Genomic DNA, 25,125 nt, shown 5'->3' with positions numbered 1-25,125 from the left:
AACTAACATATGGTAGTCTGCCCCTCCTTTATTTCTCCATTTTGGTCATCAATATAATCTATCCCATTCTCACAGTTTTCTTTTTTCTCCCACACAATAATATACTCATTTTTTTTATGAGTTACAGAAATTATGTCTACTTTTCCATTGTTATTAGTATGATGTTCGATCACTATGGATTTCGCTCGTTCTTCTGTTATTTTAGGTTTTGTATTTTCACATCCATTGACGATAAGCAATGATAAAACCAATATAACAAAACAACTGAATTTTTTCATTTTGCTCCCTCCTACCCATATCAACGTTATTTCCTGATTTATAGTTAGCCAGGCCGTCATTCATGGCCATCAAACTGTTCAATTTTTAATCCTCGTGTCTGGGGAGGATAAGACTCTCTAATGTAATCGTACCAAACTAAAATATGTTGTTCTTCTACTAGATTATCTAACATCTTCTCATCGCCTACACTGACCCTTATTGTGTGTGATATATTCTTTGAATCACCAATTAATTCAAGAAAAACACTTGTTGAGTTTATTTCTAATATTTTCCCTTGTATGATTTTCTTGTCAGATAACTCAATGTCAATCTTAGTATCTTCTCGTTCGTGATCAATTTGATAACTATTTAAATAACCAAGTATAAAAACAATCAGGCCTAAAATAAGGAGAAAAAGCATTGCTACCCTTAACATAAGAATCACCTCAGCTAATTAGTCGGAGGTAATATCTGCTATGTTACATAGTTTCCTTAACTTACTCCCACTAGGAACAAAAACCAATAAACGGCTATCATTAGTGACAGCCGTTTATTTAGAATATGTTTTATCTATAGTATACAAACTTACCTATTTTCTTAGAGACTATTTTATAAATCATACGCCCTTAAAGGTGGCAGACTTTTCTTTATTATTCGAAAACCATCTTATTTTATAAAACAGGCAATTTTTGACATTACAATATATCCAACCAAATTTTTATGAATGTTGCTAGAATAAATAAAGCCAGGACTACTTGAAGGATCTTTGTATTTACCTATAAGAAAAGGGAACCCAAACGGGTTCCCTTTGTCTCATCCTGTTTTAATCCAAAATTTTAAACATCATTTTCTTCTTCGTGCTTGATTAACTCATGGCCACCTGATTTTGTCTATATTTTTACTCTGAATGAACCATTTTCTGATTAGCAAACGCAAATGAATCCATATCAATCAACCTGTACCAGTTCTATATACCCTTCTCCATCATAATGCCTTTTCGATACAATCGATCAGCCGCTTTTCTATATCTTTGGCCATCTCTTTTAATTCATTATTATCAAGCATATTGATAAGCGCTGAAGGTTTTGGTAATCCTATTTTGGTTGTTCCATTGTCCTTATAAACAACTATTTTACAAGGGAGAAAATATCCAACCAATTTATTTTCTTTAATAACGCGTTCCGCTTCCTCAGGGTTGCACACTTCCAAAACAAAGAATGGTTCGTCTAAACTAAAACCCTTTTCTTCTAGCTTTTCCTTGATATTAAATGTCCAGAGTACTCCAAAAGATTCCTTCTTTAAACTTGTTTCCAAAGACTCTATACTCTCCTCTATTGTTTTACCAGTCTCTACCGTATAATGGAAATCCACAATGATCATCCTTTCTTAAACTTGCGTAAGTAGTTAGTGTAATAATGCTAAACTTTTATTACATTCCCCTTAATGTTCCCCCCAACTAAATCCTTTAACCTTCCACATACTTAGTTAAGTGAACAACTCAGGTTTAATTTTTCATAAAAAAGAAGTCCAATTTACTCGCGAATTGGACTTCAATAATTGATGTATTCTTATTAAAACTGATCCGTTATCGATTATGACAGCTGTTTGACTATAAAAGTTAAAAGGGAATAATAATCTTATCCGATCCTTCACCAACTACGATCTTTCCATCGTATACCTTAACCTCTGGAACCGCTTCCCATTCATTCATCACTCCATCTGCTCCTACTTCTCCAAACACCGCATTTATCACCCAATGTGTACCAGGTTTAAAGCTAGATTTGATGGTAGGAATGACGGTTCTTGCTTGCATGATATTTGTATTGGCATGTGCGTAAATGAGCTCTGCCTGACCATGTTCATCCAGGCTTTGAATGCCACTTGCCCCCCATGGAAAAAAACTTGCGCAAAGTTTGGATTGTTGAAGGATTTTAGTATCTTGACCGTTCGTTTGGTTATTTTCTAATCCCAAGGCAAACCCACCATCCGCAACATCGAGATTCCTACCCGTAGAAATTCGATGGATACGAATATGCCAAGGAGCACCTGTTACGAGCCATGTTTGAATATCCACATCCCTCCAAGGCTTCCATCTTGTGTAGACCACATCATCATCTACACGATATTCCTCACATGTTCGTTTCCCTCGATAAATATTGTCCCCTTCACTCACAGCCAACATCGAATCAAACGCACCTTGCCCTAATCCCCACTCTCCCTTAGATACACTAAAACCAAAGAAGTTGGAATAAACGAACTTTTCATATTTGGCTTGTGTGTGAGGGTGGTCATTTGTATGCTGATACCCCGCGTTAAACACAACCACATGATCTTGTTCCTCTTGACGATGGATAATAAACCGTGGAGAGGCTTGTGTCACTTTTTCCTTTAAAACCGGTAATGGCTCCTCATCCGTTGTCCAAAAAAGATGATCCTCAGGTAAAGCCAACACCAAGTAGGTTTTCAGCGCCCAATAAGGCGAACCAGGTGCATTATAGTTTTCTGCCATCACTAAATTCGGGTAACGGTAGCCAATGGTGAGTAGTCCTTTTGCGTCAAAGATTGGTTGACGGAACCACCACCGAAGATTTCTTAACAAAATCCCCTTCATCACACCCATGGAAAAGGGTTCCACTTCCGCATATACAAGCGCACTCCAGAAAGCGGACTGAGCAAATCGATACGCTAAGCTTCTCCCATAAGGAAGGGAGGAACCATTGTTAGAAAACCAATAGATAAAATCCTTTGCAAAGATTTCCGCTCTGCTTCGGTAACGTTCTGACCTCTCAGGCTCTTCGTCTCTCATAAGCTTGCTATATAGGAGACTATAAAAATGAATCGCAAATGGCCCGTAATAGTCACAGTGTGCATCCATTCCGTCAGCGTACCAGCCATCTTCTAAGTAAAATTCATCGATTCGATCAAGGTTTCTCTTTAATTTTTCCCGGTCATACGGGAGTCCCACACTCTTTAAACCAAGATTCACAAGCACAGGGAAAAAGAGCCAATTGCAATCGTACACATCAAATTGATTGATTTGATTCAGCCATTGAAATAGATTTTCTTTTTCAAGGTCATCCAACGGATCCCAAACTTTCTCAGGAATGAGAGCAAGGGCATAGCCAAACGCAGCCATCTCTACGGCACGCTGATCATAGTTTGTAATCTCTCCCCAGTATTCCTCATGAGTCGGGTTGGTTCCATTAATGATTCCTTCTAAATGATCATCCCAGTATTTTGAATCTTCTCCACCGGCTAATAAGGGAACAAGCCCCCAAAGGATTCTTGAGAAACCCTCCATCCCCGCAACGGGATCCGCGTAGCTTGTTCCAGTGCTGCCTAGCTCAAGTCTGGCTTTTCCTTTGCTATAAAAGGTTTTCAGCGGTGATATGATTTGAGATAGCGATGTAATGAGGTCTTCTCTTGTCTTTAATGGATTCTCTTGAATAGGTAATTCCAGCTTTAACATTGCCCCATGCCTCCTTCAACAGAATGCTACCAAAATAACTCGTCATATCCTTTTAATTTGGAAATGCCTTCTACAAAATAATAGTCTCCATAAATCAGTGGGTTGTTCGTATATTTTCCTTCCGGGAAGTGGCTGGTTCCTTGTAAAATCAACCCTTCTTCCGTGCCCTCCCAATCTCCATAGTTCATATATAGAGATTTTAAAATATTCTCCCCTGCCTTTTGATATAGTGGGGACTCGGTTTGTTTAACCTTTTCAGCGATTAAAAGGAGACCGCACGCTGCAATTGCAGCAGCTGACGAATCTCTTGGTGCTTCTACTCCACTCGGAAGACGGAAATCCCAGGCAGGAACCAAATCCTCTGGAAGATGTGAAAGAAAGAAGTGTGCAACTCTTTTTGCTGTCTCTAAGTAGTTCGCTTGATTGGTATGATGATAGCTTAAAGCCAATCCATAGATTGCCCAAGCAGTTCCTCTTGACCATGCAGAAAAAGGTGCATACCCTTGGCCACCTAAAGCTTCTACTCTTTCTCCCGTCTCAGGATCAAATCTCACAATATGATGAACGGCACCATCACCTCGGATAAAATGCTCCAACACGGTATCGGCATGCTTTTTTGCTACATTTTTAAATCGTGGGTCCTTGGTTTCTTCAGAGGCCCAGTACAATAAAGGAAGGTTCATTACACAATCAATAATTGCCACACCACTATTGTCTTCCCCCTCGGTCCAAGGGTTCCATGCTCTTATAAAGTTTCCGTTCACATTAAATCGGCCCATTAAAAGATTAGCGGCTAGTAAAGCTCGGCGCTTGGAATCCTCATTACCTAATAATTTATGATGAGCCACACTTGTTAAGGTCCACATAAATCCCATATCATGGTCTAGTCGATAATAGTTCTGCTGAACATCATCCAGCTTGCGTTCACATTCGAGAGCGAGTAGCTTCAATTCCTCGTTCTTTGTATCCCGATACACCTGCCACAGAATTCCTGGCCAAAATCCAGCAGTCCACCAATAAGGCTCTGCTAGATCATATTGACCATCTTTACTAGCATGAGGAAAATTCGCACCAATTCGCTTACTTGTTCGGTCTAGCTTATGAATGATTTGCTCCCACGCCTCGTTGATCCAAGTATCTTTTTCGACCATTTTCTTCATCCTTCCTTATTCAAATTGAAAAATCAACTCTACTTGACAATCCTTGCTAGGGTTTAATACAGTAAAGTCCAGCATTACGTTTTCTTCTGTTTCACCAAAATGGTTCACAAAATCGAACCTTTTCACCTCTAAATAAAGCAATCTTTTATCATACAAGATTCGCAACCTATTTTTCCCTTCTAAAATCACTTCATCCTCTTCCTCTGTGATTAGTAAAGAAGGAACAATCAGTCGTTCAATAATAGAAACTGGCTGTTCAGTAAATAAAAAATTATCCTCCATAATGAGCTTTGGCAGATTCTTTTTCACCCATACAAAGGAACGAGTGAGTGCGTTTAATGGTTCAACATCATACGCTTTTCCGAAGTCCAACTTCAAATGATCCTCATCTTCTCCCACATCCACTTGAAGAAATCTAGCATAATGAGTTTCACCCTCCACCTGGTATTGATGGTTAATGATCGGAACCGAATGCCCTTGTGACCCATTCCCCACAAAGGTATAGCGTTTTTCCCTGAAATAATCCTTCGTGTACAAACCAGACCCTAAATCCTTTAAAAATACCTCTTGGTTTCCCTGCAGGATAAAATGACCTAGATCATTATGATTATGCGGCTCGTCATTATGACCAGCCTTCGTCGCAAAGGAGTAATTTCCTGATTGGTCCTGATACCTTGAGATATACCATCCGGATTCCTTTGAGAAAAACGTTCCTTTTCCCCAAATGGTTTCTTTTGCATGTTCATCAAACCACAATATATTTCGAATAGCCGGAGCCCATCTGCCACAATGATCATCGGAATATTTGGCACGGAGCTCTTTTTTCGGAACTTCGAAATCATCATAGATCTTACTCAAATAATGACTAAGCCCTAGAAATACGGATGCCTTCGGGACAGCATCGGAGAAATTAACAACAAGATGATCGTTTAAAAAACATCTCTGTTGAAAAAGAGCGATTTGATGAATCTTCTCAGAAGCAAATAAATCAAGTTTCCCTGCTGTTCGTTTTTTTAATAAATCGGCAAAATACACATAATAGCCGAAACCATACTGCCAATATCCATAGCCTTCCAGGCAGTAGCCATCCTCCTTAAATCCACTAACATAACCATCCATCGCTGGCAGCACACGCTCTATAATTCTCGTTAACTCATCTTTATCGTTTATAAGATGCAAGGCCGCTGCACCAATCGAACCAGCACAAACGGCTGCCCAATTATGGGTCTCTGTTTCCCATTTAAAGGTTGAGTTCATGAATGATGTGAAGATTCTCTTATATATCTCCTCATAAATACGCTTACATATGAGAGGTGACAAAAAATCCTCCGTTAATTTCATGATTTCTGCCAAGGAAAAAGCGGTTTCTGCAGCAAACAAATCAATAGAGTACGTTTGTTTGTTTAAGGTATTTAAGGAAAAATCAATCCTAGTTGACGTCTCGCTCGTATTTGATAGATGAGCAGGCAGGCACCAGGAATATTCATTACAAATCGACCAAATTGTATTTTCTAGTTCCTCCCGATACACGCAATTTTCCGGTTCAAGTAAAACCATGATTCCAAATGTACTTAGACGCCGTCTCTTTTCAAAATACACCTTTTCATATTCCACTCGAGTGCCATTCTCTTCAAAGAGCTTGAACAAGGAGTAGCTCAGTTCCTGCTCTTTTTCCTGGAGAAGTCTTATTGCCTCCATTCTAATTTCATCCAGTAATGGCTGGTAGGCAGGTGAGTTTCTTACATTCTTCCACCAGACAATCTTCTCTTCATGATTTTTAAACAAAAGTGGGGCTTCCATATCTAGTAAGCTTGTTGTGATCAAGGTTTCCCCTCCTAGCCTTTTACTCCACCTAAGGCAATTCCTTCAATAACTTGCTTTTGACCGATGATAAATACAATTACTAACGGGAGGATGGCTGAGACCGCTGCCGCCATAATTAAGGAGTAGAATTCTCCATTGATGGTGGTGAATTTTTGCATCGCTAATTGAATCGTTAATAAACTATCTGTTCGTAGGAAAATCAATGGATTTTGATAATCATTCCAGGTCCATATAAAGCGAAGAATTCCGTAAGTCGCGATCGCTGGCTTTACGATTGGTAAAGCGATCGACCAGAATATTTTCCAATGACCCGCCCCATCAATTTTTGCCGCTTCAATCAGATCATTATGAATACTCATAAAAAATTGGCGTAACATGAATGTTCCTAGTACACTGAAGCTTCCAAGTAGAATTAACCCTAAGTGACTGTCAAATAAACCAATTTTCCTAAATAAAATAAATTGAGGAACAAGTATGGCCTGTGGTGGGACCATGTAAGTCGCTAATACGATGATAAAAAGGAATTTTCCAAAAGGAAACTTTACCTTTGAGAATCCGTAAGCCGCAAGTGCAGATACAACAACAGAAACCAATGTCGTTAGCACGGTTACTTTAATGGTGTTCCAGTAATAAACATAAAAAGGATAATCCCCAAACCATACTTCCTTATAGTTATTAAAGCCATTCCATCTTTCCGGAATCCACTGGATCGGAAATTTGAAAACATCTGCTTCGATTTTAAAGGACGTTGAAAGCATCCAGACAAAAGGCAATAGAAACAACACACTAACTGCTAGCATCAATACGGTGATGATACTTTTTTTCACCCCTAATGACCTCATTTCTTACTCCCCCCTTAATAATTCACCCATTTTTTCTGTCCGATCCATTGGATAATGGTAATCGCAAAAACAATGACAAAAAGAACAACGGCCATTGCCGAGGCAGGACCAATTTTCAAATTCACGAAAGCGGTTTCATAAAGATTCCAAACAATCATGGAGGTCGAATGCATCGGCCCACCCTTTGTTAATACCGCGACTAGATCAAATACCTTAAAGGTCGAGATAATTCCCGTAATGAAGAGGAAAAACGACGTTGGAGAGATCATCGGTACGGTAATATGCTTGAATTTCACCCACGCATTTGCTCCATCAATATCCGCTGCTTCATATAAATCCTTCGGAATATTTTGTAATCCTGCTAAAAAGATAATCATATTAAATCCAATTGATACCCAGACTTGAATGAGCATAATGGATATTAGTGCGAAGTTAGGGTCAGCAATCCATTTCGGAGGATTGTCAATTCCTAAAGACATCAACACTTGGTTAATTGGCCCTGCAGAAGGATGAAACAATACTTGCCAAACAACGGCTATGGCTACCACACTCGAGATATAAGGCATAAAGAAAGCTACTTTAAAAAATCCCTTAAAATAAACATTTCGATCAATTGTAATAGCCAGTAACAAGGAAATAATCATACAGATGGGAACGGTAAGGATAAAAATCGCATTATTCAAAATCGACTTTAAAAAAATCGGATCTTGAAACAGTCTTGTGAAATTATTAAATCCAACCCATTTTAATTGTGATAATGGTGTAATAAAGCTCCATTCAGCAAAACTCAGTAAAAATGTAGCCAAGATCGGAATTAATACAAGAACAGACACACCAATGAGCATGGGAGAGACAAACAATAAACCAGCAACGTTTTCCGTTTTCTCCTTATTGATTTTTTGAGTCCTACTTCTTTTAGTCACCTGTGTCGATTTGGAGAGTTCAGTGTTGGCACTCATCTTTTTCACCTCGATCTTTTGTATAGTTTTATTATAAAAGAATACTAATTTTCCTGATTAACAGTATTTTGATGTATCTCTATACTATTTTGACTTATTTCTAGCTGTTAAAAAACGAAAGCGTCCATCTTTGCTGAAGATGGACGCCAAGTTAAATATATTCTGTTTTACATCTTCCCCGTTCGAAACTCAATCGGTGTGACTCCGACATAATTTTTAAAAATTTTTATAAAATAGCTTTGATTGTCGTAGCCTAATCTTTCACATATTTTCCCTACAGAATCAGCTGTTTGCTCTAGCATTTCCTTCGCCCGATTTATTTTCATCTTTGTTACGTATTCAACAAACGTCTCTCCAACCTCTTTCTTAAACAAACGGCTAAAGTAACTTGGATTCAAATAAAGATGGCTTGAAACCTCATCCAGACTAATCTTCTTCTCTATATGCAAGGAAACATATTTAAATGCATCTAGTATTTCTTTTCGGCGGGTTTGCTCGTAAACCTCGTTTACTCTCGATAAAGTCGCCTCTAAGTAACGAATCAACCATATATGTAGATCACTTAAAAATTGAATCTCTTGAATGTCATTATGCATAGGCTCGACTGATTTCGTGGATCGGAAAAACTGTAAGGCTTGAAGCTTACCTCTTAAGTCTAATAATAATTTTACGAGCCAGTCCTTTACCATTTCCGGCGGGAATTGATACTCTTTAAAATACCCTATCCACTTGTTAACGAAAACAGGTATCCGCTCTTTGTCTCGAAGCATGATGAGCTCTCTCATTTCGGCAGCCGCTTGATCATATTTAGAAAATAGCTCCTCCGTCTGCGATACCTGCCCTCGCTCCCTATCAACGATGGCCTCAGGCTCCATATAAAAACTCTGCTGTTTACTTTCAATCAAACCAATTACTTCTCTTTTAAACTCTAAAACGGATTGACAACCATCTCCTACTATAAAGGACAAAGAAATACCTGCTGATTTTTTTATGGCATATTGGATGAGCTTCATTTTTTCTTTTACTTCAGAAATAGCATTGTTTTTTAACACTAATGAGGTAGGAAAGAACACAAAGAGCTCTCTTGGTCCTAATTGAAAATGAACTCCACCTGAACAAAATCTCTCCATCGCTTCTGTGACCACATTATTAAGGGCGAACATCAAAGTATCTTCAGACACAAATTTCTCTTTGACTAACGCATAGTTATGAATCATCGCCAAAGAGCCGACATAGCCTGTTTGATCAATATTCAAACCTAGAGATTTGCACTCTGCTAATCTTTCTTTCTCGTCAATATCAGCCGTATCAATTACCTTTTGAATAAATCTTTGTTTTACACTTTCTATATTTCGATCCAGCATCTCTTGTAGCTGAATTTGTTTGATCTTTTTACGGTTTCGTTCATCCAGTGACAACTTGAATTTTTTGATTAATTCACATAAATCATCAGGATCAAAGGTGTCTTTAACAAGATAATCTTGAACTTGAAGTTTTAATGCTTGGTGTGCATAGACAAAATCAGAGTGACAAGATAGGATCGCAACCTGTAAATGAGGGTTTTTCTCTTTTAATTTTTTCGTCAGCTCGATCCCATTCATCTTGGGCATCCCGATATCGGTAATCAGGATATCAGGCATATCTTCCATGGCCTTTTCAAAGGCACTAGCACCGTTTTCATGTGTGCTTTGGAGAGAAACTCCAATTTGCTCCCATTCAATGGTTTCAGATAATAACTGAATCACAGGATAATCATCATCAACTAGCATCACTTTGTACATCAGAATGACAGCCCCCTTTATGAATCGTTAGAAAAACTTTTGTACCTGCTCCAGGATTGCTTTGAATATCCATATGAAAGGATTTACCAAAAGTAATAAACATTCTTTCATACACATTCGATAACCCTAAGGACGAGAAACCTTTTGTGTTTTCACTGCTGATAAAATCGACTCCGGACGTTTGACTTATCTTTCTTCGTAAAGAAACGAGTGATTCGTGATCCATTCCTTGTCCGTCATCCTCAATGACAATGATCAATTGAGAATCCTTCCTTTCTGTTCTTACCACAATGGTGCCTTCACTTTGATTCAACCCATGAATGATAGAGTTTTCGATGATTGGCTGTAAAATAAATCGTGGAATTCTTAAACCTTTCGCTTCTTCGTGTATTTGAAGCTCTACCTTTACTTCCTCTTTTTGCCTCATATTCATGAGATTCATATAATCCAAGACAATTTGAATTTCTTCTTGAAATGTAATTGTTTCTTTGTTTTTATCAATGGTCATACGTAATAGTTTCGACAAGGAGCTTATCATATTGGCACTTTCCTTATCTCCCTTTACAAACACTTTCATTCGAATCGAGTTCAGGACGTTAAATAGAAAATGAGGATTGATTTGCGCTTGCAGCATCGCGAGCTCCGCTTTCCTTTTCCGTTCCTGTGTTACTGTAATCTCCTCAATCATTTCATTGACGCGATCTAACATATGATCAAAGGAATCCGATAGTCTACCAACCTCATCCCTGCTACGTATTCGGGAACGAACCGTTAAATTCCCCTGCTTTACGCTTTGAGCCACATTGCCCAGATGAACAATTGGTTTGGTAATCGTTCGAAGAAGATACGCCATCAGGAACAAAAATAGAGCAAAGGAAACCACTTGGACCACAAATACTTTATTGAAAATTGAATTAATTTTATTTACAGCCTGTTTGTAAGGCACAATGGATACCAGCTTCCACCCTGTGAAGGAGATGTTATGCTCAGCAATTAGGTAGTCTTTTTTAGAAATTTGAAAGATATTAGATGAGTTCTGTTCCTTTAGCTGGGAACTATATTGAAATTTTTCACCGATTCTAGAATCATCGCGATGGGAAAGGATTTGATTCGAAGCGTTTAATAACATCATTTCTTCGTGACCATGTAAGCCACTAAAAAGATCATTAATTTTATTCTCCATGATCGTGACAATCACGTAGCCATACACCTTTACGTTCTCATCTCTTAGAGTTCGAGCAACAGATATTTGGTACGGATTGTTTTTCACTTCCGATTTAATCATGGTTGGCTGACTTCCAATCCATAACGATTCATATCCTTGGAGATTGTCTAATTGACTAAACCAATCTTCTTTCAGTAACTGATTAGGATCATATTCCCAGCTAGCATAATTGGTATAAGACTTCCCGTTTTTCAATAAAATCGTTACATACGACTTCTCGCCAACCAATGTAATATTTTCAATCGTTTTATTGATTCTATTTTCATCAATAAAACTCTTATATTCTGATGGTGTGGATGGCGTGCTGCTTTTTGCCTTTTCTTTTAAAATGGTGTTCATCTCTGCATCAAGCTGGATAAAGTTTGTTATGTATAGCATGTCTTCTAGTAGCTTTTCTACATATTCATTAGCTATGGTCAGTTCCCGATTGGCATTTGTTAACGCCTGCTCCTTTAAGGTGTCTGTTGTTAGATAATTATAAATAAACAAAGAGATGGTCGCAGGAATCACCAGACAAATAATCGAAATAAAAATTACTTTAAACCTAAACGACTTCGGCTGTAGCTTCCAATGTCTCTTCTTCATCATTTAACACCCTTTAATACAAAGATAGGGTTGTAATCGTTTACAACCCTTTCTTTCTATTATTAATGTTTCTTTATTTACTGTCTATCCTTATTTATTACTATCAATAATTCCTTGTACTCTTTCCTGAGAAACTTCAATCGTTTTCTCTACATCTTGTTCACCAAAGATGAGTTTTTCATATTCTTCATTGATTACCTTATAAATTTCAGCCTGATAAGAAACAGGTGAAATAATCTTGGAGGACTTCGCATTTGTTAACACATTGATTAGAGAGTCTTTATCCACTTTTTCAGGACTTACGGTACCACTAAGAATCTTGTCAACAATGCCCGTTAAGTCACTTTCACTTACCTTGCTCCAAGAAGGAATGTTTTTCCCTTGAACAATTTGCCCATCCGTTGTATACCAACGAATAAATTGATAAGCTGCTTCCTTATGCTCGGATGTGCCAGCAACCGCCATGAAGTCCGTTGTTACAGGTGTGAAGCCCCCTGTTGAACCTTTCTCGTTCTTCGGATATGGAGCAACCGCTACATTAAAGTTTAATGGGAACTGTTCCGTTCCGCCAAGCTCTGTATTCATCCAGCTACCGATTAGGATAGAACTTGCATCCTGATTAAAGAACTGGTTACGGTAATGTAGTTTTTGAGATAAAATATCTGTGTAAGGAACAGCTGATTTATCCTCTTTTTCCATTTTCAAACGAAGTTCAAGCGTCTTTTTGAACAGTGGATGGTCAAGATTTGATTTTCCATCTGCCGTTGTGAATTCCGTATTATCCTCTTCACTAGCAAGAGCCAGCTTTAAAAATTCCATCCAACCACCGTTTTGAGGTCCGTGGAAGTATGTTCCATAATGGTCATCCGTTGTCATTGACTTCGCATATTCAGTAAATTCATCCCATGTCCAATCAGTTGGTACTTCTAATCCAGCAGCATCTAAGTGGTCTTTATTTAATAAAACGTACCAAGGATTAAATTTTCCCGGAAGAGAGTAATACTTCCCGTCAATTTGTGTATCTACCTTATATTCTTCCGTAACCTTGTAACCTTCTTCATTTATAAACTCATCAATCGGAGCAACCATTCCCATACTTACACGCTGTGCATAGCTTGCAGGATCACTAAACATAAGAACATCCATTTGCTCTCCTGATGCAGCAGCTAAGTCTAGCTTTTTCGTTGCTTCCTGTGTATCTCCCTTTTCACTAAGAATCACTAAATCTACTTTGATGTTAGGGTACTTTTCTTCAAAGGCAGCGATCGTTTCCTTCCAGTTGTATGATGCTTCGTTTCCGTGAGTGTGGAACTTAATCGTTACCTTTTCATCCGATTTTGTTTCGGATGAAGCTTTTTCCTTTGTGCTGTTTCCAGAACAACCTGCTAATACGATACAAAAGACAGATACTAACACGAATATGGACCAGATCTTCCTTTTCATTGCCTTTCCCCCTACTACTTATTTATTTATTGTAAACCCTTACAAAACAAGTGTAGCAAAATCATTTTTTCCCAACATATCAATAAATTTACTTGTTATGAGAATTATTTGACTACTATCTATGAACTTGACACAGATACATCATATTTTTGAGCTAGTTTACTAAATAATAGATTAGATGTGTACATTAGTATATAACTGATCCCACTCCCCAAAAAGAGCAATCCTGCCCCGTTGAAAAAAATACTAACTGCTACCCCAGAGAAAACTGCCAGTAGCATTACAAATGAATAGAGCGGATAGGAAATCCCGAGCAAAAACGCCACTTTTATATACTGGAACGTTTTATTTTCGTAATGAACATACACGGGGAAAATATAAATCAAAACCACCATAAAAAGCAATGTCACACCGATTAAACACCCGGCTAAGATCGGATATAACGTTCCTTGGAACGCTCCAATTAACTGCCAATCAAACCAAATGACAAAACTAGAAGCAATTAACACCACCCCTAACCGATTGGATGTCCAGAACTCCCTTTTATAAATCTCCATAAATGTTGAAAAAATAGGCATCTCTCTTTCACCCTGTATCCATTTACGAATAATAGTGAACATAGCTACAGTCGAAGGTGCAGCACCAAAGATCACCAGCCCCAATCCAATAAATACCAACCAAATTAGATTCAAATAGGCCAACCGAGAAATCCACTGACAAGCTTGATAAAGTTTTCCTGTCATCCCTGTTACATCCATCCATATACACTCCTTCCCTATTTTACATGCTATTTTATTTATTTTATAAACTTCTACAAGAATGGTATAAATATTATTTTGACAGTCTATACAAAAATCTTTACCTATTTGGATAAAAAAAGAGGATGGAACCGTTGAGCTCCATCCTACAAACTTTCTATAATTCATTTTTGATTTTTAAAATAATCTTCAATCCGATTTTTCCCGGGTGCAATTACAACAATAATACTACCTCACCAAAATTACATTCAGTTGCTTTAAAAGCGTTTTTTACTTGCATAACTTCTTCCCATTGACGAAGGTGAAAACTTTATTCTATATTTACCGTTGAGCTCTAGCTTAACTTTTTCTGTTAAATAAGAACCTTGCCTATTATGTTCTTCTTCTATATCAACACCATTTTCAATTATTTGGTCTAAATCCCAATCAATCCATTCACCGTATCTTGTTGCCCACTCACTTAATTTCCTTTTTAATTCATTTGAGATCGGTATATCATCTAAATCAAAATTACATCCACATTGACTACACCATATAGGGTCAGCTCCAACATCACCTTCGACCTTTAACTTGTATGTTTCTTGTAGTTCACAATAACACTTCATTTTTGGCTCCTCTGGTATTAACTTTATGTTTCTTCACTATTTCCAGCTCTTCGCAACTCTTTTGATTTGAGTTGTTCATTCTAATATACAATTCCTTCTTCCAAAAAACTCCCCGTTACTTCAATAAAAAAGATGCCTCTCTACTTATCATAGACACGCATCCGTTAGTGAAACAACTACAAACTCTCTGGCAAGTGATGTTTATACATTTCTAATGTATTTGTATTTTCTTTTAAAACAGCCACAATTTTAGGATGAGGCTTAGCATAGATAACTGGATAATCCTTTTCATCAAGTTTTTCATTAATGGGAAAAGCTAATTTTTCTTCTTCAATTGAAAATTGCGCATTATTTCCCTCTTTATTTCCACGAGCATCTACTCTAATCCATTTATTAAGTGATTTAAAGAAGATAGCATTTAAAGCGTGAATACAATACCCTTTATCTGGAGTATCAAATAACATCAATCTTTGATAACAGAAACCTGTTGGTATTCCCTGTGAACGCAATAAAGCCGCTAATAGATGTGACTTTGCATAGCATATTCCCTCTTTAACGTCTAATACGTCTGAAGCATTACAAGTAACTCGCTTCGATTGAATATCCCAAGAATGAGAAATTTCATCACGAACAAATTCAAAAGCTATTTTAGCTTTCTCAATTTCCGTTTGAGTTGGATTGAAAAGTTCAGCTGCTTTTTTTTTATTTTTGGATTAGAATAATTAACTTCATTTAATTCGAGTAAATATTCATCTAGTTTTTCAGATTCACAAAAGAAACTCACAACCCTTCCCCCTATAATAAATTGAATAAATATGTAAATTCAAACATTATTATAAATCTTTTATTAATAGAATTAAAGGATTTATTATTGAGTAACCTGTTTAGTCCATAAGGAAAAGGAATCTTAATCCTTCTTCTGTTAGTGAAATAATACATAGTACCAGAAAAACTGAAAATAATACTCAAGTAGTACTATCTCTAACAGTAAAAGGAGATGAAATTATGGAAGATATCGCTAATATTGTTCATATCGGTGAGTTAATAGCTGTCTCAAAGGTTTTTCAACTAAATCCTTTTCGAATGACTGTATTAATAGAAGAAGGTTTAATGGAAGTATTCGAAACGAAGGAGGATTTTTTAGCAAAATACGGAAACAAGGAAACATATGATGAATTAGAAAATTGGTGTGAGTTAAACAATGGGAAGATTTTTACTAAACCTAAAGTAGGAAGGTAGTAAAAAAGTTACAGAACCTTCAAAAAAAGTTCACAGCCCCGTCATGTGTAACCATCCTATAGTATTGGGAATTCTGTAAAATCAATTTGAAACCATATTTTTCTGGAGATGATTTTAATGGATGCGAAACAAAAAAAGTCTGTTGCTTGCTATTTGTTAATTTGTTTACACTTTTTACTTGGAATCGGTGCACTTTTTGGCGGAGGGGTACTGATTATATTCCCTGACGGTTCGATTTTGTCAATGCCTCTTACTATGTTGCAGAATAGCCCATTTGATAATTTCCTCATCCCAGGCATAATACTTTTTGTTGGATTAGGTATTCTTCCACTAGTAACTGCCGTTTTCCTTATCTCTGAAAAGCCGCTAGAAATCGCTGAAAAGCTTCGCCTTTATAAAGAAATACATTGGGCATGGAATTATTCTCTATACATTGGTTTTATTTTAATTATTTGGATTACAGTCGAAATGTATATGATTCAAGCCGTTGCATTTATTCACGTCTTCTACATCTTCCTAGGAATTTCCATTCAATCCATTACTCTTCTTCCATCTGTTAAGGAGCATTACTCAAACAATAATCGATTTACTAAAAATCTAAGTAGTTTTTTAATCGTCTTAGCTTTTTTTGGGAACTCTTACTCTCTCCTACACCTCTGAGTTGATATGCCATTTAAAGGTAAGGGGGCATCTCTCCTCCTTGGATTAATACCCTCCCCTTAAGTACATCTATAAAAAACTACTCCCAAATTTCATCTAATTTATTCGAATAGAAATCAACTGCTTTTTTTAACTATTTATTCCATAATCCCATTGATTACAGTCATGCTCGACCGATAGCTGATCATAAAACAGTAATAGATTTAGTCTTACTATCAATCATTTTTGCTTTTTTAGTATTTTCTCAATAACATCGGCAAGTGCTTCCACTGTTCTAAATGATTCTTCTAACTTCTTCTACATCTTTATTAATCCGGTTTGGACTTATTGCCTATAACGTCAAATATCCTTCTTAGATGAAATTTTTGTTTTTTTAATAATGGTGAAATCCTTTAACTTAAAAAAACACTTCATATTCAGCCTATTTGGTTTCTTTTTCTAAACAGGTTATCTACCAAATCCCTGCTACGTCAGTGTATGATAAATATAGCAAATTTGGTTAAGAACGGATATCTGTGTACGGTTATATTAGCTATAGGGAGGTGAAGGGAATCGATTATGTAGTTTGTATCGGACGAACGTTAGATTACATTGAAGAGAACCTGCATGGAACCATAACACTTGAAACACTAGCAGGAATTGCATGCTTTTCTCCTTTTCATTATCATCGTGTATTCCAAGCACTCGTTGGAGAATCGGTCATGGATTATGTGAGAAAAAGACGTCTTACACGTGCAGCAGAGCGACTTTACTATTCAGATGAAAAGGTGATTACTATTGCAATGGATGTGGGCTTTCAATACCACGAGTCATTCAACCGGGCTTTTAAAAAGTTTTATGGAGTTTCGCCTAATCAATATCGAAGCGCCCATGCTTTATCTGGTCCCTTACGTGGAAGAGCCTACCTTAATAAAATAAGCGTCCAAGGAGGACAAATCATGGAACCAAAGTTAATCACGAAACCTCAATTTCACATCATTGGATATGAACTGAAAACAAGAAATATAGACGGTCAAAACAATAAAGACATTCCAGAATTTTGGCAATTATACCTTCAAAAGAAATTATATCAGAACATACCAAATCCCCTAAACTGCAAAGAAGAGCTTGGGATTTGTACTGATTTTTCCCCTGAAACAGGTGAGTTTGTGTATTTGATCGGAATGGAGGTAGCTGAAGGAACTCCAGCACCTGAAGGGTTAGTGTACAGAAGTTTCCCAGAGATGCAATATGCTGTGTTTACAACGCCGGAATCAGATGATGCAGCATTTACCACTTCCATTCAGTCCACATGGAGTTATGTGTTCACAGAATGGTTCCCTCAATCCGGTTATGAACATGCTGGGATCTTGGATATTGAGCTATATGATGAACGATGCCATAGAACCGAGAACAAAGTCATGGATATCTATATTCCGGTTAAACAACAGATGTCCAAACTATAAATGAAAGGGATGGTTCCTTGCTTAATTCTGAAGCATCTGAACCATCCTTTATATTTTTATATGATAACAGACTATTAGTTGGTTTAGGTATGGCATAACTTCTTATTTATTTCGTGTTCCCCCTCCTTCATAACCAATAATAATTCTACTTATTAAATGGGTAGGATTTGTTTTTGTTTATGTTATAATTTTAGTTTATGGCTATGTAGTTATGGAAAACTAAACGATCATAAACCTTAAGTTTAGAGTAATAGGAGTAACCTTGTATGATTATTGGATTATTGGTTTGCGCTATTGGCATGATCCCTATTGTGTTAGCGTTTAGTGTTACTAAAATTTATAAAGAGTCGAATCTAACTCTAGGGATTACCTTGTTAATGGTGATGATATCGGGTTGGCAACAAGGGATAGGTGTACTTTACTTCACGGATCTGTTAGATGAACAATCAGCTTTTTGGTTATTTAGAATCTTAAGGTTTGCACCAACCTTTTCCGTACCAGCTATATTTTTTGTAGCCTATTGTACGATAAAAAGTTTTTCGGTTACCTTAAAAAATGACTCTATCTTAAATAGAGTCGTAAATTTTATATTTACCAAGAAAATGATGATTGCTTTAATTTTATGGACTTCATTTGTTTATTTCATTAGTTGGACAGACTTTGGAATGAAAGGCTTGGAAACAAGACGTATTTCTGCATCTGATATTGAGTTTTATTTTCCTGTCTACGGTGAATGGGCCGCGCTTTATGTTTTTCACATGGCTAGTTTAATTATATTTTTGCTCTTTTTATTCTATATCTCCACAAAAATTCGCAACACACACATTAGGAGTTTCTTAAAACAATTCTCCATGTATACATTACTTTTGTTTCTACTTGGATTGTTTAACTTTAATCCTCAAACAGGAATCATCATGGGGAGTTTAGGAGTAATTATTTTTTCAATAATGGTTATATTTGAATTTATTAAATTGAACGCCATTATTGAGTTTAATTATTCCCAACTTAAGGAAAGGCAAAAAAAGTTAGACTTTACGGGTAACTTTGTTGGAAGTCTTATACATGAAATGAAAAATACCTCGACCATTATCAGAGGTTTCTCAAAGCTTATCAAGGAAGATAAAGAACTGACTAAGAAGCAGCAGGCTGCCTTGGATATGATCTATAAAGCGACGGTACAATTAGAACAACTATCATTCAATTATAACGAATATCTTGTTCATTCTAAAATGAGCTTTAAGACGGAGAACATTGTCTCTATCATTAGAGATTCGATTGAACTGTCTAGCGAATTTACCAAGCAAAACAATATCGATATTGAGTTAATTGACTCCTATCAATCTCTAAAGGCGTTTGTGAATAAATCGTATTTGCAGCAAGTGTTTATCAATCTAATTAAAAATAGTTCAGAAGCGACTCCCCCAGGTAGAGAAGAACGCAAGATAACGATTCTTACAAATATGAATGAAGATTATATTGTGATTGACTTTTACGATACGGGAAAAGGCATACCGGAATCTGATTGGGACCATATCTTTGATCCCTTTGTATCGTCCAAAGATGATGGAACAGGAATGGGACTTCCGTTTGTAAAAAAAATCATCTTTGAACACCGTGGGGATATAGTTGTTGTGGATAGTACATCATTAGGAACCCACTTTAAAATTATCATCCCGCAATTGGGAAGTGACACATAAATTGTCCTTATTTTTATTCAACAAATACAAATAAAAGGGCTGTCGCGAACGGCAGCCCTAGCTTCACATATCCTATCAAGTTAGTACCGGAGAAGCTTCACTTAAATTACTAAAATCGTGATTAATAATTTCTACTAATTTAAATTCTTTGTTCTCATATTCAAATTTCAAAATGCAACAGTTACCAAGTCGTTCTTTTTGTCTAATGGAACTTGTATGTTCCCAATACTGCATAAATTTTCTACAAGCTGCCCCGTGAGATACGATTAAAACGACTTCATTATCTTCTTCTACGATTTTTTGGACAGTATTAACCATTCTTCTTTGAAATTCTTTTTCTTCTTCTCCACCATAATTAACAAAGAAATCCCTATAAGGCAGTGGAGGATTTAAATCTTCACTTTCACCTTCAAAAGTACCAAAATTCCATTCCTTTAATCCTTTTAATCTTGCATAAGGCAGATCAGTCACAATTTCTATCGTGTCACTTGCTCTTTCAGATGTGGAACAATAGGCATGGTCGAAAACGATATGGTTCTCTATAAAATACTTTGCAGCAGTCCCTGCTTGTATAATTCCTAGTTCTGTAAGTGGTGAATCACACCAACCTTGAACTTTCCTTCTTTTATTAAATAATGTTTGTCCATGTCTCATGAGATATATCGTCTTTTTCATTTGTATCCCCCTTATTGAAACGTAAAAGAGTATTTAAATATCAAGTTTACGAGTACCAATCCATTTCACCATTTCAGGATCTCTATGTGAAAAGAACAAGCTTTCTTTCATATCTAAAGTGGAAACCTGCTCCATATCTCCTTGAGTTAATTCAAAATCAAAGATATTGAAGTTTTCAATCATTCTCTCTTTACGAACTGACTTTGGAATGGCAACGACACCCCTTTGAGCCAACCAACGTAAAATGACTTGGGCAACGGATTTATTATGCTTTTCTGCAATAGAAACTAATACTTCATTCTGAAAAATATCATTTTTCCCTTCAGCAAAAGGTCCCCAAGACTGTATTTGCACATTATTCTCTTTCATGAATATAGCACTTTCTATTTACTGGTTGAACGGGTGCGTTTCCACTTGGTTAACCGCAGGAACCACTTCATTATGAAGGATTAAATCAATCAAACGGTCTGGATGGAAATTACTTACTCCGATCGCCTTGATGATACCTTCTCGATATAATTCCTCCATCGCACGCCAAGAACCGTGTACATCACCAAATGGCTGATGAATTAAATACAAGTCTAAATAATCCAATTGCAGTCTTTCCAGTGATTTTGCGAATGCTTTCTTTGTGCTCTCGTAACCAGCGTCCTGAACCCATAGTTTGGTTGTAATGTACAATTCCTCTCTTGGTACACCACTCCGCTTAATAGCTCTAACCACAGCTTCTTCATTTAAATAAGAGGCAGCTGTATCTATCAGACGATAGCCTGCCATAAAAGCATCGTAAACGGCTTGTTCACATTCTTCTAGATCATTTATTTGAAAAACACCGAAGCCTAGTATGGGCATCTCTACCCCATTATTCAATATTAATTTTTGCATATAAATTCCTCCTGTATTTTATATTTCATCCATTATCTGCTTAAGAAAGCTTTATAATAATTATTATGCAGCAGATCCTTAGGCGCCTGATATCATATTCCTATCAATTCCTTGCCTAATTCTCTCTCTCCCCTTTCGTAACAGAACTGCATCCCTTACAATTGAAATACAATAACGGAACAAAGGAGATCCAAATGTTTAAAGAAATCCATAATTACCGGGGTGAACTTACCAAACTCATTAAGTCGCACACCAGTCAGGACGGTGGTCATGAGACGGCTATATCGTATTTATTTTTCTCTCGTTACTCGAATGAAGCCGGGCCATTTTACGGAGTTACTAACCCTTCCTTATGCATCGTCGTTCAAGGGATGAAGGAGGTCCTACTGTCACAAGAGCTCTTTAGGTACGGACCTGCCGATTATCTTATTTCATCCGTTAACTTACCCATTATCGGACAATTAACGGAAGCTTCTTCCGAGGTTCCATATTTGGCTCTTAAACTTGAATTTACGCCAAATGAAATATTAGAAGTTTTAGGAGATTTTCAAATAGGTGTGAATAAAAAAGAAAATAAGAACAGAGGTATGTATGTCAACTTGATAGAATTACCTTTGTTAGAAGCCGTAACCAGATTGGTTCGTTTGCTTGACCATCCTGAAGATATCCCGATCCTCTCTCCTCTTATCAAAAAGGAAATTATCTATAGGGTTCTAAAAGGACGACATGGTGATGCGCTGGGGCAAATTGCTGTTGAAGGAAGTTCTACCTATCAAATCAGTGACGCGATTGAGCATATCATGAATCATTTTGATAGGCCTATTCGAGTGGAGGAACTGGCGGAAATAGCGAATATGGGTGTCTCTTCCCTTCATAGACTTTTTAAAGAGGTTACAGCCATGAGCCCTATCCAGTTCCAAAAACAACTGAGACTGCAGGAAGCTCGGCATTTGCTATTAACTGAGGCGGCAGGTGCTGCCGATGTGGCTTTCCGAGTAGGCTATGAAAGTCCCTCCCAATTCAGCCGTGAATATTCTAGACTATTTGGGTTGCCACCTAAAGAGGATATCAAGCGACTGAAAGAAACCTATGATAAAAAGAAAAACGCATAAGCGAATAATTTGTCTATTGATAAAGAAAGGATGGAACATATATGTTCCATCCTTGGTTTCTTCTATATTAGTATTAGAATTTAGAGTGATAGTTTTCAATTTCCCAAGCGTGAACCGAGATGCGGTAGCTATCCCACTCTGCTTTTTTCATTGCCACATACTCACCATATACGTGCTCGCCTAATGCTTTAGCACCAAAGTTGCTTGCTTCTAATTCAACAACTGCTTCTTTTAAGCTACCAGGAAGGTTCTCAATTCCTAAATGAGCTCTTCTCTCATCTGTCATGTGGAAGATGTCTTCGTTAATCTGAGCTGGAGCTTCTAGTTCTTTTTCAATTCCATCTAAACCTGCAGCCGCAATGACAGCAAACGTTAAGTATGGGTTTGCAGATGGATCTGGACAACGTAATTCTACACGAGTCGCAAGCCCCTTCTTCGCTGGAATACGGATAAGAGCAGATCGGTTAGATGCTGACCAAGCAAGGTAGCAAGGTGCTTCATAGCCTGGTACTAAACGCTTATAAGAGTTTACTAGCGGGTTTGTTACAGCCGCGAAGCTCTTTACGTTTTCAAGTACACCTGCAATGAAATGGTAAGCTTTCTTTGATAATTGTAACTCATCAGATGGATCAAAGAAGGCATTTTCGCTTCCTTCAAAGAATGACATGTTCACGTGCATACCAGAGCCATTGATTCCGAATGCTGGCTTCGGCATAAATGTTGCATGCAATCCAAATTTCTGAGCAACGGTCTTAACTACCCATTTATACGTAGTAGACAAATCTGCTGCTGTTAAAGCATCGGCATACTTGAAATTGATTTCATGCTGTCCTTCTGCAACCTCGTGGTGAGATGCTTCAATTGTAAAGCCCATTGCCTTTAACGCACGGTAAATTTCTAAGCGAACGCGTTCACCAAGATCGTGTGGTGACGGCTCGAAATAGCCACCTTTATCACTTAGTTCTTGAGTTGCATAGCCATTTTCGTCTGTTTTGAATAAGAAGAACTCTAGCTCAGGTCCAACTGAAATCGTATATCCACTTTCAGCCGCACGCTCAACTGTTTTCTTTAAAACATTTCTAGTATCTCCATCAAATGGTGTTCCGTCTGGATTTTTTACAGAACATAAAAATCTAGCTTCCGCATACCCTTCTTCCACTGACCAAGGAAGAACAGCAAATGTTGTTAAATCCGGTTGTAAGTAAAGGTCGGACTTATTAATAGGGGAGAACCCTTTAACAGAAGATCCGTCAAACATCATTTTTCCTTCTACTACATCCTCTAATTGCTCAACTGTTACTGTTACATGCTTTAAGATTCCTTCAATATCAACGAACTGTAAGTGTAATAGTTCTACACTTTTTTCTTTTATCGTTTCTTTAATTTGGTCTAAAGTTGAAGTTTCTAATTCTACTAAAGTTTTTGTCATGTTAGATAATCCCCCGCCATTGTGTTATGTTATATGACATTCATTAAAATGAATTATAATAGATGTTTCAGAATTCGACAACATCTTTTTTAAATTTTTTGATAACTTTTTTTCTATCTACTATTTTTTAAAAAAATCTAAACCAATAAAAAAATACCATGTAAGCATTTACATGGTATCTGTCTAGCCATATGTGGAATCATTGCTCTACCTAGAGCTCCGATTTCAATTTTTTCACGTATTCTGGAATTTTATTTTCTCGGTTGCAATTGTTACAATAATATTTCTTCACTAAGTCATCACACAGGTACGTTTTTAAGGCAAACTCTGGAATTCTTTGAGGCACTCCACAATGCTGGCAGAAGAATAAATATTCACTCTTTTTCATGGACCTCACTCCCATTCAATCTTTTTTGGTTTTGTTTCCAACAAAATTAGGTATTATTATGTGTATGAGGCCAAAGCTTGTAAAACTACATTTTTTTCTTGTTGCTTCGTCTAAATTTTCCTTCTTTCTTCTATTATACTATTGAAACCGTTTTCTCGCATGATTCATATTTCATGGACAAGACTACTTTTACATGTCTCTAATGGTAAAAACCTACTGGGAGGTCAACATGAAGAAACAAATTAAAGTCGTGGCTGCTGTGATTGAAAATGAACAGGAAGAAATTTTATGCGCCCTCCGCTCTCCAACCATGACCATGCCAAATCTGTGGGAGTTTCCTGGTGGAAAGGTCGAAGAGAACGAGGATTTGCATTCAGCGATCAAGCGAGAGATCCACGAAGAACTAGATTGTATTATCGAACCCGATGAATTACATAACGAGCATATCCATGAATATGACACGTTTATTATTCAATTGATTACGATCAAATGTCGTTTGGTGGAGGGCACTCCGCTACCGAGTGAACACTCAAAACTCCTTTGGCTGAAACGAGAACATCTTTCTTCCCTTGTTTGGGCCTCCGCCGATATTCCAGCTGTCGAGTTGTTAAAGAAGGAATGGACATAGGAGTAGTTGGGAAAGAGGTCCACTCTTCCCCAGCTAATCGGCAATGATTCTCCACGAT

Annotated in this window: 22 protein-coding genes and 2 pseudogenes; 6 read left to right on the top strand and 18 right to left on the bottom strand. The window is 37.1% G+C overall.

What is annotated here, in order from left to right:
* Positions 1–2: 2 nt before the first annotated feature.
* The 14 genes and pseudogenes from ACQ5H4_RS14875 to ACQ5H4_RS14810 all read right to left on the bottom strand — a co-directional run bounded on the left by ACQ5H4_RS14875 (position 3) and on the right by ACQ5H4_RS14810 (position 15,693).
* On the bottom strand, positions 3–278 hold the full coding sequence (locus ACQ5H4_RS14875; protein ID WP_430775774.1) for a hypothetical protein: 276 nt from the start codon (positions 276–278) through the stop codon (positions 3–5).
* Positions 279–334: 56 nt separating this feature from the next.
* Complete coding sequence (locus ACQ5H4_RS14870) at positions 335–694, bottom strand: hypothetical protein (protein WP_430775772.1); 360 nt, start codon at positions 692–694, stop codon at positions 335–337.
* 548 nt (positions 695–1,242) lie between these two features.
* Positions 1,243–1,629 (bottom strand): DUF302 domain-containing protein, encoded by a 387-nt coding sequence (locus tag ACQ5H4_RS14865; protein WP_430775771.1) that lies wholly within the window; start codon positions 1,627–1,629, stop codon positions 1,243–1,245.
* Between the two features lie 247 nt (positions 1,630–1,876).
* Positions 1,877–3,727, bottom strand: coding sequence for a DUF2264 domain-containing protein (locus ACQ5H4_RS14860; RefSeq protein WP_430775770.1), 1,851 nt, complete (start codon positions 3,725–3,727; stop codon positions 1,877–1,879).
* Positions 3,728–3,753: 26 nt separating this feature from the next.
* Positions 3,754–4,878: a glycoside hydrolase family 88 protein gene (locus tag ACQ5H4_RS14855; RefSeq protein WP_430775769.1), complete on the bottom strand. Its 1,125-nt coding sequence runs from the start codon at positions 4,876–4,878 to the stop codon at positions 3,754–3,756.
* Between the two features lie 15 nt (positions 4,879–4,893).
* The gene (locus ACQ5H4_RS14850) at positions 4,894–6,711 is read right to left on the bottom strand and encodes a heparinase II/III family protein (protein WP_430775767.1); all 1,818 of its coding nucleotides are present in this window, start codon (positions 6,709–6,711) and stop codon (positions 4,894–4,896) included.
* Positions 6,712–6,722: 11 nt separating this feature from the next.
* The gene (locus ACQ5H4_RS14845; protein WP_430775766.1) at positions 6,723–7,553 is read right to left on the bottom strand and encodes a carbohydrate ABC transporter permease; all 831 of its coding nucleotides are present in this window, start codon (positions 7,551–7,553) and stop codon (positions 6,723–6,725) included.
* Positions 7,554–7,567: 14 nt separating this feature from the next.
* Positions 7,568–8,512 (bottom strand): carbohydrate ABC transporter permease, encoded by a 945-nt coding sequence (locus ACQ5H4_RS14840; protein WP_430775765.1) that lies wholly within the window; start codon positions 8,510–8,512, stop codon positions 7,568–7,570.
* A 167-nt stretch (positions 8,513–8,679) separates the two neighbouring features.
* Positions 8,680–10,293, bottom strand: a complete 1,614-nt coding sequence (locus tag ACQ5H4_RS14835; RefSeq protein WP_430775764.1) for a response regulator transcription factor — start codon at positions 10,291–10,293, stop codon at positions 8,680–8,682.
* Positions 10,271–12,103, bottom strand: coding sequence for a sensor histidine kinase (locus tag ACQ5H4_RS14830; RefSeq protein WP_430775763.1), 1,833 nt, complete (start codon positions 12,101–12,103; stop codon positions 10,271–10,273). Before ACQ5H4_RS14830 ends, ACQ5H4_RS14835 begins: the two co-directional genes overlap by 23 nt.
* Before the next feature lie 90 nt (positions 12,104–12,193).
* Positions 12,194–13,546, bottom strand: a complete 1,353-nt coding sequence (locus ACQ5H4_RS14825; protein WP_430775761.1) for an ABC transporter substrate-binding protein — start codon at positions 13,544–13,546, stop codon at positions 12,194–12,196.
* Positions 13,547–13,665: 119 nt separating this feature from the next.
* Positions 13,666–14,304 carry a YesL family protein gene (locus tag ACQ5H4_RS14820; RefSeq protein ID WP_430775759.1) on the bottom strand — a complete coding sequence of 213 codons (639 nt, stop codon included), beginning with the start codon at positions 14,302–14,304 and terminating at the stop codon, positions 13,666–13,668.
* 257 nt (positions 14,305–14,561) lie between these two features.
* Entirely contained in the window at positions 14,562–14,909 is a 348-nt protein-coding gene (locus ACQ5H4_RS14815) for a hypothetical protein (protein ID WP_430775758.1), read from the bottom strand.
* A 176-nt stretch (positions 14,910–15,085) separates the two neighbouring features.
* Positions 15,086–15,693, bottom strand: a pseudogene (locus ACQ5H4_RS14810) (transglutaminase-like domain-containing protein).
* A gap of 221 nt (positions 15,694–15,914) precedes the next feature.
* Between ACQ5H4_RS14810 and ACQ5H4_RS14805 the strand changes: the two are divergent.
* From ACQ5H4_RS14805 to ACQ5H4_RS14790, 4 genes are all read left to right on the top strand, one after another.
* Positions 15,915–16,148 carry a hypothetical protein gene (locus tag ACQ5H4_RS14805; protein WP_430775757.1) on the top strand — a complete coding sequence of 78 codons (234 nt, stop codon included), beginning with the start codon at positions 15,915–15,917 and terminating at the stop codon, positions 16,146–16,148.
* A 117-nt stretch (positions 16,149–16,265) separates the two neighbouring features.
* Positions 16,266–16,808 (top strand): hypothetical protein, encoded by a 543-nt coding sequence (locus ACQ5H4_RS14800; protein WP_430775756.1) that lies wholly within the window; start codon positions 16,266–16,268, stop codon positions 16,806–16,808.
* Between the two features lie 551 nt (positions 16,809–17,359).
* On the top strand, positions 17,360–18,253 hold the full coding sequence (locus tag ACQ5H4_RS14795) for an AraC family transcriptional regulator (protein ID WP_430775866.1): 894 nt from the start codon (positions 17,360–17,362) through the stop codon (positions 18,251–18,253).
* A gap of 266 nt (positions 18,254–18,519) precedes the next feature.
* On the top strand, positions 18,520–19,950 hold the full coding sequence (locus ACQ5H4_RS14790) for an ATP-binding protein (RefSeq protein ID WP_430775755.1): 1,431 nt from the start codon (positions 18,520–18,522) through the stop codon (positions 19,948–19,950).
* A gap of 75 nt (positions 19,951–20,025) precedes the next feature.
* On the opposite strand, the gene ACQ5H4_RS14785 is transcribed toward ACQ5H4_RS14790, so the two are convergent.
* Positions 20,026–20,625: a histidine phosphatase family protein gene (locus ACQ5H4_RS14785; protein ID WP_430775754.1), complete on the bottom strand. Its 600-nt coding sequence runs from the start codon at positions 20,623–20,625 to the stop codon at positions 20,026–20,028.
* A gap of 33 nt (positions 20,626–20,658) precedes the next feature.
* Positions 20,659–21,510, bottom strand: a pseudogene (locus tag ACQ5H4_RS14780) (aldo/keto reductase).
* 194 nt (positions 21,511–21,704) lie between these two features.
* On the opposite strand from ACQ5H4_RS14780, the gene ACQ5H4_RS14775 reads away from it, so the two are divergent.
* Positions 21,705–22,622, top strand: coding sequence for an AraC family transcriptional regulator (locus ACQ5H4_RS14775; protein WP_430775753.1), 918 nt, complete (start codon positions 21,705–21,707; stop codon positions 22,620–22,622).
* A 73-nt stretch (positions 22,623–22,695) separates the two neighbouring features.
* Here the strand turns inward: ACQ5H4_RS14775 and glnA are convergent, their stop codons facing one another.
* Together glnA and ACQ5H4_RS14765 are read right to left on the bottom strand one after the other, a co-directional pair.
* Positions 22,696–24,051: a type I glutamate--ammonia ligase gene (gene glnA / locus ACQ5H4_RS14770; RefSeq protein ID WP_430775751.1), complete on the bottom strand. Its 1,356-nt coding sequence runs from the start codon at positions 24,049–24,051 to the stop codon at positions 22,696–22,698.
* A 211-nt stretch (positions 24,052–24,262) separates the two neighbouring features.
* Positions 24,263–24,439 (bottom strand): hypothetical protein, encoded by a 177-nt coding sequence (locus ACQ5H4_RS14765; RefSeq protein ID WP_430775750.1) that lies wholly within the window; start codon positions 24,437–24,439, stop codon positions 24,263–24,265.
* Positions 24,440–24,668: 229 nt separating this feature from the next.
* On the opposite strand from ACQ5H4_RS14765, the gene ACQ5H4_RS14760 reads away from it, so the two are divergent.
* On the top strand, positions 24,669–25,067 hold the full coding sequence (locus tag ACQ5H4_RS14760; protein ID WP_430775749.1) for a (deoxy)nucleoside triphosphate pyrophosphohydrolase: 399 nt from the start codon (positions 24,669–24,671) through the stop codon (positions 25,065–25,067).
* Positions 25,068–25,125 lie beyond the last annotated feature (58 nt).

The sequence above is a fragment of the Bacillus coreaensis genome (genome assembly GCF_050586445.1).
GTDB lineage: Bacteria > Bacillota > Bacilli > Bacillales > Cytobacillaceae > Robertmurraya_A > Robertmurraya_A coreaensis.
Note: the sequence above shows the minus strand (reverse complement) of the source record. Positions and strands in the feature narration are given on the sequence as shown.

Bases quoted from the DNA above. Each gene is read 5' to 3' on its own strand.
- ACQ5H4_RS14800 (WP_430775756.1), top strand. From the start codon at position 16,266: ATGGATGCGAAACAAAAAAAGTCTGTTGCTTGCTATTTGTTAATTTGT.
- ACQ5H4_RS14760 (WP_430775749.1), top strand. From the start codon at position 24,669: ATGAAGAAACAAATTAAAGTCGTGGCTGCTGTGATTGAAAATGAACAG.
- ACQ5H4_RS14805 (WP_430775757.1), top strand. From the start codon at position 15,915: ATGGAAGATATCGCTAATATTGTTCATATCGGTGAGTTAATAGCTGTC.
- ACQ5H4_RS14855 (WP_430775769.1), bottom strand. From the start codon at position 4,878: ATGGTCGAAAAAGATACTTGGATCAACGAGGCGTGGGAGCAAATCATT.
- ACQ5H4_RS14830 (WP_430775763.1), bottom strand. From the start codon at position 12,103: ATGAAGAAGAGACATTGGAAGCTACAGCCGAAGTCGTTTAGGTTTAAA.
- ACQ5H4_RS14825 (WP_430775761.1), bottom strand. From the start codon at position 13,546: ATGAAAAGGAAGATCTGGTCCATATTCGTGTTAGTATCTGTCTTTTGT.
- ACQ5H4_RS14815 (WP_430775758.1), bottom strand. From the start codon at position 14,909: ATGAAGTGTTATTGTGAACTACAAGAAACATACAAGTTAAAGGTCGAA.
- ACQ5H4_RS14870 (WP_430775772.1), bottom strand. From the start codon at position 694: ATGTTAAGGGTAGCAATGCTTTTTCTCCTTATTTTAGGCCTGATTGTT.
- ACQ5H4_RS14840 (WP_430775765.1), bottom strand. From the start codon at position 8,512: ATGAGTGCCAACACTGAACTCTCCAAATCGACACAGGTGACTAAAAGA.
- ACQ5H4_RS14845 (WP_430775766.1), bottom strand. From the start codon at position 7,553: ATGAGGTCATTAGGGGTGAAAAAAAGTATCATCACCGTATTGATGCTA.
- ACQ5H4_RS14835 (WP_430775764.1), bottom strand. From the start codon at position 10,293: ATGTACAAAGTGATGCTAGTTGATGATGATTATCCTGTGATTCAGTTA.
- ACQ5H4_RS14775 (WP_430775753.1), top strand. From the start codon at position 21,705: ATGTTTAAAGAAATCCATAATTACCGGGGTGAACTTACCAAACTCATT.
- glnA (WP_430775751.1), bottom strand. From the start codon at position 24,051: ATGACAAAAACTTTAGTAGAATTAGAAACTTCAACTTTAGACCAAATT.
- ACQ5H4_RS14790 (WP_430775755.1), top strand. From the start codon at position 18,520: ATGATTATTGGATTATTGGTTTGCGCTATTGGCATGATCCCTATTGTG.
- ACQ5H4_RS14785 (WP_430775754.1), bottom strand. From the start codon at position 20,625: ATGAAAAAGACGATATATCTCATGAGACATGGACAAACATTATTTAAT.
- ACQ5H4_RS14875 (WP_430775774.1), bottom strand. From the start codon at position 278: ATGAAAAAATTCAGTTGTTTTGTTATATTGGTTTTATCATTGCTTATC.
- ACQ5H4_RS14765 (WP_430775750.1), bottom strand. From the start codon at position 24,439: ATGAAAAAGAGTGAATATTTATTCTTCTGCCAGCATTGTGGAGTGCCT.
- ACQ5H4_RS14820 (WP_430775759.1), bottom strand. From the start codon at position 14,304: ATGGATGTAACAGGGATGACAGGAAAACTTTATCAAGCTTGTCAGTGG.
- ACQ5H4_RS14860 (WP_430775770.1), bottom strand. From the start codon at position 3,727: ATGTTAAAGCTGGAATTACCTATTCAAGAGAATCCATTAAAGACAAGA.